Source organism: Enterobacter cloacae complex sp. 2024EL-00227, assembly GCF_043945315.1.
GTDB lineage: Bacteria > Pseudomonadota > Gammaproteobacteria > Enterobacterales > Enterobacteriaceae > Enterobacter > Enterobacter roggenkampii.
Map to the genome: position 1 here is coordinate 1 of NZ_JBIMQP010000040.1, position 9,169 is coordinate 9,169.

The 9,169-nt window shown below is 57.5% G+C and carries 10 protein-coding genes and 1 pseudogene; 1 reads left to right on the plus strand and 10 read right to left on the minus strand.

Annotated elements, in window-relative coordinates; translation table 11 throughout:
* Positions 1-404, plus strand: a 404-nt coding sequence (locus ACHH0Z_RS25130) for an EAL domain-containing protein (protein WP_225368922.1), incomplete at its 5' end; no start/stop codon positions are given.
* A 22-nt stretch (positions 405-426) separates the two neighbouring features.
* On the opposite strand, the pseudogene ACHH0Z_RS25135 reads toward ACHH0Z_RS25130, so the two are convergent.
* From ACHH0Z_RS25135 to ACHH0Z_RS25180, 10 genes and pseudogenes are all read right to left on the minus strand, one after another.
* Positions 427-685 (minus strand): annotated as a pseudogene (locus ACHH0Z_RS25135) (IS66 family transposase); the annotation flags it as partial.
* A gap of 49 nt (positions 686-734) precedes the next feature.
* The gene (gene tnpB, locus ACHH0Z_RS25140; protein ID WP_028018554.1) at positions 735-1,073 is read right to left on the minus strand and encodes an IS66 family insertion sequence element accessory protein TnpB; all 339 of its coding nucleotides are present in this window, start codon (positions 1,071-1,073) and stop codon (positions 735-737) included.
* Between the two features lie 53 nt (positions 1,074-1,126).
* Positions 1,127-1,894 (minus strand): Fe(3+) dicitrate ABC transporter ATP-binding protein FecE, encoded by a 768-nt coding sequence (gene fecE / locus ACHH0Z_RS25145; protein ID WP_045409639.1) that lies wholly within the window; start codon positions 1,892-1,894, stop codon positions 1,127-1,129.
* On the minus strand, positions 1,895-2,851 hold the full coding sequence (gene fecD, locus ACHH0Z_RS25150; protein WP_004118246.1) for a Fe(3+) dicitrate ABC transporter permease subunit FecD: 957 nt from the start codon (positions 2,849-2,851) through the stop codon (positions 1,895-1,897).
* Positions 2,848-3,846 (minus strand): iron-dicitrate ABC transporter permease FecC, encoded by a 999-nt coding sequence (gene fecC / locus ACHH0Z_RS25155; RefSeq protein ID WP_004118243.1) that lies wholly within the window; start codon positions 3,844-3,846, stop codon positions 2,848-2,850. The genes fecD and fecC overlap by 4 nt, the downstream gene beginning before the upstream one ends.
* Positions 3,843-4,745, minus strand: a complete 903-nt coding sequence (fecB, locus tag ACHH0Z_RS25160) for a Fe(3+) dicitrate ABC transporter substrate-binding protein FecB (RefSeq protein WP_007898890.1) — start codon at positions 4,743-4,745, stop codon at positions 3,843-3,845. Before fecB ends, fecC begins: the two co-directional genes overlap by 4 nt.
* A gap of 44 nt (positions 4,746-4,789) precedes the next feature.
* A complete protein-coding gene (gene fecA / locus ACHH0Z_RS25165) occupies positions 4,790-7,114 on the minus strand; it encodes a TonB-dependent Fe(3+) dicitrate receptor FecA (protein ID WP_022652364.1) in 2,325 nt (774 codons plus the stop codon).
* Between the two features lie 86 nt (positions 7,115-7,200).
* Positions 7,201-8,154, minus strand: coding sequence for a ferric citrate uptake sigma factor regulator FecR (gene fecR / locus ACHH0Z_RS25170; protein ID WP_023304425.1), 954 nt, complete (start codon positions 8,152-8,154; stop codon positions 7,201-7,203).
* Complete coding sequence (fecI, locus tag ACHH0Z_RS25175; protein ID WP_016151347.1) at positions 8,151-8,672, minus strand: RNA polymerase sigma factor FecI; 522 nt, start codon at positions 8,670-8,672, stop codon at positions 8,151-8,153. Before fecI ends, fecR begins: the two co-directional genes overlap by 4 nt.
* Before the next feature lie 370 nt (positions 8,673-9,042).
* On the minus strand, positions 9,043-9,169 hold a 127-nt coding region (locus tag ACHH0Z_RS25180; protein WP_213090707.1), incomplete at its 5' end, for an IS1 family transposase.

Below are 9,169 nucleotides of genomic sequence, written 5' to 3' on the forward strand. Positions count from 1 at the left end.
TTCATCAGGCGCGGAACTCATCAAGGCGCGGGAATAAAATCCCATTCAGACGCCGGATAGATTCAAGCAAGCCAACTTGTCGTCAAAATCGGTGTTGCAAAAACGGGAGTGACCATAGATTCCGTTTGCCAAGCGGCCCCCATATTGAATGGCTGACGGTACTGGATTTCGATGAGATAAAAATAGACCGTATTTTTATTGCCAATATTGATGACCCGGTGAAGCGAGCGCTACTTGTTTCTGTGGTGAAAGGGTTACGTGGTACTGGCAAACCACTGGTGTTTGAAGGGGTGGAAACGCCAGGACAGTTTGAATTCGTCCGTTCTCTTGGCCCCGGTTACCTAGTTCAGGGCTGGTATACCGGAAAACCCGAAACAATATCTGCGATGAATATTCAGGGTTAAAACGATACGGGGCCCGGCCCGTATCGGCAACCCGACCCGTCAGCGTATCGCTTTCTGTCTGAAGCCGGTTCAGGTCGGCTTCTATCTGCGCGATGCGGCGGGAGATTTATTCAGAACGACTGCCGAAGTTCATCCGGCGAATCTTATCCAGCTGCGCCTGCAGATGGTCTATTTCGCGCTCCCGGTCGGCCTGCTTTTCCAGCAGGGCGCGGTTCAGCGCTTCCTGTTCGGACAGGCGCTGTTTCAGCAGAAGGATGTCGTCAGGGGGAGGTGTTGTTCATAAGCCCGCATTTTACCAGGCTTATTCAACGACAACCAGGATAAAGAGGCCTACAACATGGTCAGGGACGTAAGCAGTCTTTTAGGCTGCCGCCAGTCGATGCCTTCCAGAAGCATTGCCAGCTGCGCCGGGGTCAGGAACACTTTGCCATCGCGGGCAGAGGGCCAGGCGAAGCGGCCGCGTTCCAGCCGTTTGGTCAGCAGGCACAGCCCGTCGCCGGTGGACCACAGCAGTTTGACCTTACTGCCGCTGCGGCCCCGGAAGATGAAGACATGGCCGGATATCGGGTCATCTTTCAGCATCGTCTGCACCTTTGCGGCGAGACCATTGAAGCCGTTGCGCATGTCGGTGATACCGGCAACCAGCCAGATTTTGGTGCCTGTTGGCAGGTGGTTATCACTTCCTTTATCTGTCCTGTGATGATCCTTATGACTTCGCCAGACTACTTCACCACACACATGGGTCTGCCAGATACCGGTTCGGGATGGATTTCCGCTTCTACGCTGAACACCGTCTTTAGAAGCTCTGGTTTCATCACTGCTTCCGGAGCACCTTGCGCCATCACGCGACCGCTTGCCAGTACCACCAGATGATCGCAATAGCGGCTGGCCTGATTCAGATCGTGGAGTACCGTCACTACGGTTTTCCCCTGCCTTTTGAGTTCAACCATCAGGCGCATCAGTTCAACCTGATGATTGATATCGAGGTAGGTCGTAGGCTCATCAAGAAGAATGAGTGGGGTATCCTGTGCCAGCACCATCGCCAGAAACGCACGCTGGCGCTGGCCGCCGGAAAGCTGGGTTAACCTGCGGTCAGCCAGATTGCGCGTCCGGGTCTGACTCATTGCCACGTTGACCCGCTCGTTGTCTTCCGCGGAGAGTCGCCCCCACAACGACAGCCACGGGCTGCGGCCGTAGGAAACCAGTTCCCGTACAGTGATCCCCTCGGGGGATAAATGGTGTTGCGGCAGTAAAGCCAGGCGGCGAGCCAGCTGGCGGGCGGAAAAACCGGCTATGGGTTTTTCATCAAGCAATATCTCGCCAGAGTCTGGTGTTAACAGGCGAGAAAAACAGTTCAACAGCGTCGATTTCCCGCAACCGTTAGGGCCGTGCAGGGCCGTGATTTTTCCGGCAGGCAGGGCGAGAGAAAGTCCATCCAGCACGGTTTGTGCGCCATAGCTGACGGTCAGATTTTCAGTACGTAATCTCATTTATCGCATTCTCACAAGCAGCCAGACAAACCACGGTGCGCCGATAATGGCGGTCAGCACGCCTGCCGGAAGCTCCAGCGGCGGATGAATGATTCGTGCCAGCAGATCGGCAATGACCAGCAACAACGCGCCCGTCAGGGCCGAAACGGGCATCAGCCAGCGGTGACGCCCGCCGGCGATCCTGCGCACCATGTGCGGCACGACGAGACCAATAAAACTTATCGGGCCACAGACGGCCACGCCGGTTGCTGTCATCGCGACAGCCAGCATCAGCCCCTGGAACCGGGTGCGCTGAACCGACACGCCGAGCGTGGCTGCTCGTGCATCGCCCAGCGCCAGCAGGTCGAGATCGCGACAAAAGCGCAGGCTCAGCGGCAAAAACAGAATGAGCAACGGCACGGCAATCTTCACAAAGTGCCAGTCGCGCCCCCATAAGCTACCCGTCAGCCACAGCAGGGCACTGTTTACATCCTGCGGGTGCAGGAGCATCAGGTAATCCGTCAGGCTCGCCCAGCAGGCGGAAAGCGCCACGCCGGTGAGCGCCAGCTTCATCGGCTGGTGGGTCTTTGCCAGCATCTTCAGCAAGATCAACCCCGCCATACCGCCCGCAAAGGCCAGCAGCGGCAGCACCATCACGGATAGTGATGGCATAAGAAGCAGTGCTCCCACAGAGGCAAGGCTGGCGGCATGGTTAATGCCGAGAATATCCGGTGATGCTAGCGGGTTACGCACAATCCCCTGTACCAGCACGCCCGCCACGGCGAGGGCTGCACCGACAAACAGTGCCAGCAGCAAGCGCGGCAGTCGGTACTCCATCAATACATAATAATGCTCGCGTCCGTCCTGCCAGTCGGTCAGCAGCGCGCGCCACGGCACGGGGATCACCCCCATATGGAGTGATAACAGCGCACAACCTGCCAGGGCAAGGGTGATGAAAATGACCAGCGCAATTTTCATCCTCGCCTCCTCACCAGCCAGACAAAGCAAGGACTGCCAATCAGCGCCAGCACTGCGCCTGCGGGCAGATCGCCGGGGAAGGCCAGCGCGCGTGCGAGTACATCTGCCATCAGCATCAGCGTGGCCCCCAGCAGCATGCTCACCGGCAGTACGTTGCGCTGATCGAAGCCTGCCCAGAAGCGCGCCAGATGTGGCACCAGCAGGCCGATAAACGCCACCGGACCTGCCACACTGACGCACGCGCCAACCAGAAGCAGCACTAACATATTGATGATCAAACGTAGTCTCGGCAGGTTCACTCCCAGCGTATGGGCGGTACTGTCGCTGACGTTGAGCAGGTTCAGTTGATTCGCCAGCAGCAACACGACAGGGACTGCAGTGACCACCACCGGCAAGAGCTGCCAGACATCCTGCCAGTGGGCGTGGGACACTCCGCCTGCCAGCCAGTAAAAGATGCCGTAAGCATGATCTTCGGCCAGCAGCAGGGTGATGCGGGTCAGGGCCATACAAAAGGCCGACAGCGCGATACCCGCGAGGATCAGTTTGTTTCTGTCCTGGGTATGACGAAACCCGCCTCCTGCGGTCATGACCAGCAGCCAGCTCACGCCGCCCCCGCATGCCGCGATGAACGACAGGGAATAGCCTGCAACCGGCGTCGGACTCAGCGCGCTGGTAAGCGCCATAGCCAGCGCCGCGCCGCTGTTAATGCCGAGCAGTGAAGGAGAGGCCATTGGGTTGTGGGTCAGGGTTTGCAGCAGCGTGCCCGCGAGCGCCAGGCTTGCGCCGATCAGAACGGCGACCAGGCTTCGCGGCAAACGAAGGTTTTGCACCAGCGCTTCTGGTAGCGTTGGCGTGTGTCCAGGCAGCAGGGCGCGGATTGCGTCTGCTCCGGAAACAGGAATGGCCGAGTAGCAAAACAGACTCAGCCAGAAAATAATAATAAGTACTGCAACGGGAAGCCCCCACAGCAGCACCGGGTGTTTTAGCGCGGTCATTTCACATCGGTAAGCGGCTGATGGTGGAAGATTTTTACCGTGTCAGCGGCAATACGCTCTGCGGCAAAAATACCGCGCATCCGCGCCCAGGCGTTACTGTCGACTGAAGCAACCTGCTGCTTCTGCGCGGCGGTTAATATCTGCCAGAGCGGATCTTGTTGCCAGCGTTTAACAATGCTCTCTTCGCGATAGTGGGCAACCAGCAGCCAGGCAGGATTGACCGCCAGCAGTTGCTCCAGGCCGATGGACGGCATGGACGCGCCCGCCATCGCAGCGGGAACGTTCAGCCCCAGAGAAGCCAGCACGCTGCCGGTCCAGGTCTCCTGGGTATGCAGGTTGAATAGCTGTTCGCGTGATGTGCCAAAGGCCACGCGTGTCCCTGTGGGAAGCTGGCTGGACCACTGCGCCATCTTCTCTTTATGTTGTTCCAGACGCGCCTGCATCTCTCGTTTTTTACCTACCACTTCGCCGATGATAGCCGCTGAGTGCAAATTTTCAGCGTAGGTTTCGTTGCGGGACTTAAGCAGCAGTACCGGCGCGATTTGCTGCAAGGCAGTGTAAATCCCCGCATGGCGACTGCTGTCGGCAATGATCAGGTCTGGTTTCAGGGCAGCAATGGCTTCCAGGCTCGGCTGCGCGCGCGTTCCGACGGACTGCCACGGTTTCAGGTGCGCACGCACTTCGGGCAGGATGCGTTTTGCATCGTTATCGTCGGCAATACCGATCGGGCTGACGTCCACGGCGGCCAGCGCATCGGCGAACGAGAGTTCCAGCACCACAATCCGTTGTGGCGTTTTATCGAGTGTAAACGTGCCGTGTTCGTCCTGAACCGTGGCGGCAAAGGCGTGGCCGATCACCAGCAGCAGGCCTGCAAAAAGAAAACGGATAAATGCCAACATAGTCACATTCCAGCTAAAAGCCCGGCAAGCCGGGCGTTAACACATCAGAACTTCAACGACCCCTGCATATACAGCGTGCGCGGCTGGCCTGCGTAGATGCCTTTGTTGTTGTCGTCATAAGAGCGGATGAAGTAGTCCTGGTCGAAGATGTTTTTCACACCGAACGCCAGGTTCAGATCTGCCATCTGCGGGCCAAAGTCATACGCCACGCGTGCGCCCCAGAGCATGAAGCCGGGAATGCGGCCGGTACTGCCGTCGGCGCTCTCTTTCACCGTATTGGCGTTATCCGCAAACTGGCTGGACTGGAAATCGCTGTTCAGATTGAACGTCCAGTTGCCCGGCTTGTAGTCCACGCCCAGCGTGCCTTTATGTTTCGGGGAGAATGGCACCTGATTGCCATAGGTGTCGCCTTTCTCGCGGATTTCCGCGTTCACATACGCATAGCTGGCGTAGACGGAAACGTTATCAAGCGTTGGCGTTAGCGTACCCAGGTCGTAACGTGCCTGCGTTTCCAGCCCGGTATGGCGCGTTTTGCCACGTGCAGTGACGGTGTCGTTGGTCTGGTTGGAGTCGTACTGATTGTTAAAGTTAATCAGGAACAGCCCCATTTCCGCCGTCAGCGCGCCGTCATCGTAGCGGGTACCGAGTTCCCAGGTTCGCGCTTTTTCCGGTTCCACATTGCCGCTTTGCACAGCCTTGCCAATCTGGCTGTACTGTACGGTGCCGAACGAGCCTTCAGTGTTTGCATAAAGATTCCAGCTATCAGTCAGGTGATAGAGCACGTTCAACGCCGGAAGCGGTGCGTTATAGCTCACCTCTTCGTGCGTGCCTTTGATGGCGTTGTTCTGGTATGACTCGATATGTTCGAAACGCATACCCGGCGTGATGGTCCAGTTGCCGATGTCGATTTTGTCATCCAGATACCAGGCGTGCGCCTCGGTGCCGGAACGCGTGTCGCGGTCGTAAGGGCTTGAGCCGGACGGCAACTGCCCGCTGCTGGTGGCGGTGTAGTAACGCATTTCATGCGTTGATTCATTCACATAGCGATAGCCCACGCCCACTTCGTGCGCGGAAGGGCCGATCATAAAGCTCTGGCTGTAGCGTGGCTCAATACCGCGCACCCAGTAGATACGCGGCGAGAGGGTGATGCGTTTGCCTTGCTCCAGGTAGCCGCTGCGCAGGGTTTGGGTGTAGAACCCCTGAATGTTGAATTTATGCTGGCTGTCCGGCTGGAACTGGTAGCCCAGGCTCGCCAGCTTGCGACGGCCCCAGAAGCGGTCATACGGGCGGGTGGATTGCCAGCGATCGGCGTCGTAATCCGCGCGGGACAGGCCGCCGGGCATGTCGGCTTCACCATCGTAATATTGCAGCAGGCTGTTGAAGGTGTGCACCTCATTCGGCGCATATTTGCTTTTCAGCATCAGGTCGTCGATGCGGGTGGCGCTGTGCTCGCGCCAGTCACTGCCGCGCGTGCCGGAGTAGAGCAGCGCGGTGCCAAAACCGTTGTCCGCTGTGCCGCCCACCATCAGGTTGTGCGTCTCTTTCGGGTTGTTTTGTGAAGAGGTTGGGCTGAGCTGACCTTCCACCCCCGCCTCGATACCAAAGTCCTGCGGAATGGCGCGGGTAACAAAGTTCACCACGCCGCCCACGCTCTGCGGTCCGTAACGCACCGCACCACCACCGCGCACCACGTCAATGGCATCCATGTTGCCGAGCGAAACGGGAGCCAGTGAAAGCTGCGGCTGACCGTAAGGGGCAAAGGGGACGGGGATGCCGTCCATCAGGACGGTCGAGCGGCTGGCGAGGCGTGGGTTCAGGCCCCGGATGCCAAAGTTCATCGCCAGGTCGTGGCTGCCGGTGCCGTTGTTTTCCGGCGCGCTGACGCCAGGGATGCGGTTAAGCACCTCACGCATGGTGGTTGCGCCGGTTTTGGCGAAATCCTCACGGCGGATCACGTCACGCGCGCCAGCATGTTCAAATACGTCGTTTTCACGCGCATCGCCCAGCCAGTCGCCGACCACGGTCAGGGCATCTTCTTTTGGCGCGGGCGCGGTCTCCAGCGTCCAGCTGTTATTTCTCAGCGGTTTTACCTGCAGTCCGCTGCCGTCCAGCAGTTGTTGCAGGCCGCTCTCGACGTCGTAATCTCCGTGCAGGCCGTTGCTCTGCTTGCCGCGCGTCAGGCTGGCGTCAACCGAGAGGGTAATTCCGCTGTGTGCGGCATACTGATTGAGCGCTTTGTCGAGCGATCCCGGTGCGATATCAACCTGTGCAGCAAAAGCGGAAAACGAGAGACCGGCCAGCGGCAGCAGGCTCAGGCGAATGGCGTTAACCAAAGGTGTTGTTTTACGAAAAACGCGTAACGGCGTCATACCTTCTCCATCATCATTTTTGTTGTGTTCAGCTATGAGTCGAACGAGAAGGGTAAAAAGGACAATCGAAATGAGAATTATTTTTCTTACAGCGGTGAAATGTTTATCCAGTACCGCGTAATAGACTGAATTTTAACGGGAAGCGTTTGAGCGATAACGTTCAGGATCGCATCGGTATTTTTCAGCGGGAACGTCCCGCTCAGGCGCAGCCCGGCAACGGCGGGATCGCAGCGCAGCACGCCGTTGCGGTAACGGCTTAGCGTGGCTATCACCTCACCCAGCGGTTTATCGCTGAAGCTCAGGATGCCCTTCGTCCAGCTTGTACTCTCGTCATCCAGCGGTTTCACTGCGCCAAACTCAGAGGCGCTGAACTGCAGGCTTTCACCAGCGTTCACGATGCGTTTTTGCGCGGGGGCACTGGCGAGAAGCACTTCCACGGCGTGCTGCTGCACGTCAAGCTGCGTGAAATTATCCTGCTGGCGGACGGTAAATTCTGTCCCTAAAGCGGTGAGTTGGCCCTGACGGGTCAGGACGCGGAAGGGGCGTTGCTGCGCATCTTTCGCGGTAGTAATGGCGATTTCACCGTACCAGAGCCGGACGGTGCGCTGATGCGCATCAAAACGCACATCCGCCGCGCTTTGGGTATTCAGCGTGAGCAGGGAGTCATCTTCCAGTTGCTGACGGCTGACTGCGCCTTTGGCGGTGCGGTAATCTGCCCGCAGACCTTCGCCGGTTTCCGACTGCCAGAGTTGCCAGCCTCCGCCAGCGCCGAGCAACAGCAGTAATCCTTTCATCACGTGACGGCGGGTGAGGCGGGTATCGTGCAGCGCCCGGCTGGCAACGTCGCCAGGCACACCGCCAAGCTGGTTGCGCAGGTTTTCAACCTGCTGCCAGGCCCACTGGTTATCCTGATCCTGTTCATACCACTGTTGCCAGCGCGCTTCCTGTTGTGGGCTGACGCGCTCGCCGCTTAGCACGGCATACCAGTGGGAAGCTGAACGCAGCGCCTGACGGCGGGAATCGGTTAACGAAGGATTCATAACCCATGCTCCAGACGAAACAGCAGGCAGTGCTCGACGGCTTTCGCCACGTATTTTTTCACGGAGCTGACGGAAACACCGAGTTTGTGCGCAATCTCGCTGTATGTCAGGCCATCCAGTTGCGAAAGCAGAAACGCTTCACGTGTTTTTCCGTTTAGCCCGTCCAGCATGCTGTCGACGAGTTGTAGGGTCTCGAGCTGGCTTTCGCGTTCCTCAGGTGAAGGCGCTACCCCCTCCGGCATAAGCGCCAGCATCTCCAGATACGCTTTTTCCAGCGCGTTTCGGCGAAACAGGTCCACCATCACGCGTTTGGCGATAGTGCACAGGAAAGAGCGAGGATCGCGGATCGTCGAGAGCGTTTCGCTGCTCATTACCCGCAAAAAAGTGTCCTGGGCAATGTCATCTGCATCAAAGGCAGACTGGAGTTTGCGCGTCAGCCAACTTTTCAACCAGCCGTGATGGGTGCCATAAAGCGACTCGAACGTTAAGGAAGCTGTGGAAGTGGCACGGTCAGACATGCGGAGTGCATCAAAAGTTAATTATCACGTAGCCATATTAATATGAGAATGGTTATCATTACAATTGGAAATAAAATTGTTTCCAATAAACATTTTTAACATGTTGTTTTTCTAAGTGTTATAAGGTAGGTATAAAATGGGATGGATCCTCTGCTTCTGGCATCTGTCGGTCAGAATGACATCATGATGTGGTCTGCTATTATTGACATCCTCCCCGCCCTTTAGGGCGGGGAGGATGTCAACTATGAGTGTTGCCTGAAATGTCGCCAGCCCCCGGTACAGCAGAAGTATCTCGGGCTTTCTGCGTTTGCTCCTGGTGGGTATGGCCCCCGCAAGCGGGGGTTATTGCTAACTGGGTAATGACTCAAAATTATTGATAGTGTTTTATGTTCAGATAATGCCCGATGACTTTGTCATGCAGCTCCACCGATTTTGTGAGCGACAGCGACTTCCGTCCCAGCCGTGCCAGGTGCTGCCTCAGATTCAGGTTATGCCGC

What these genes read in the sequence shown, in the direction of transcription:
- fecB (WP_007898890.1), bottom strand. Translation starts at nt 4,745, where the DNA reads ATGTTGGCATTTATCCGTTTTCTTTTTGCAGGCCTGCTGCTGGTGATC.
- fecR (WP_023304425.1), bottom strand. Translation starts at nt 8,154, where the DNA reads ATGAATCCTTCGTTAACCGATTCCCGCCGTCAGGCGCTGCGTTCAGCT.
- fecE (WP_045409639.1), bottom strand. Translation starts at nt 1,894, where the DNA reads ATGAGATTACGTACTGAAAATCTGACCGTCAGCTATGGCGCACAAACC.
- fecA (WP_022652364.1), bottom strand. Translation starts at nt 7,114, where the DNA reads ATGACGCCGTTACGCGTTTTTCGTAAAACAACACCTTTGGTTAACGCC.
- fecI (WP_016151347.1), bottom strand. Translation starts at nt 8,672, where the DNA reads ATGTCTGACCGTGCCACTTCCACAGCTTCCTTAACGTTCGAGTCGCTT.
- fecC (WP_004118243.1), bottom strand. Translation starts at nt 3,846, where the DNA reads ATGACCGCGCTAAAACACCCGGTGCTGCTGTGGGGGCTTCCCGTTGCA.
- fecD (WP_004118246.1), bottom strand. Translation starts at nt 2,851, where the DNA reads ATGAAAATTGCGCTGGTCATTTTCATCACCCTTGCCCTGGCAGGTTGT.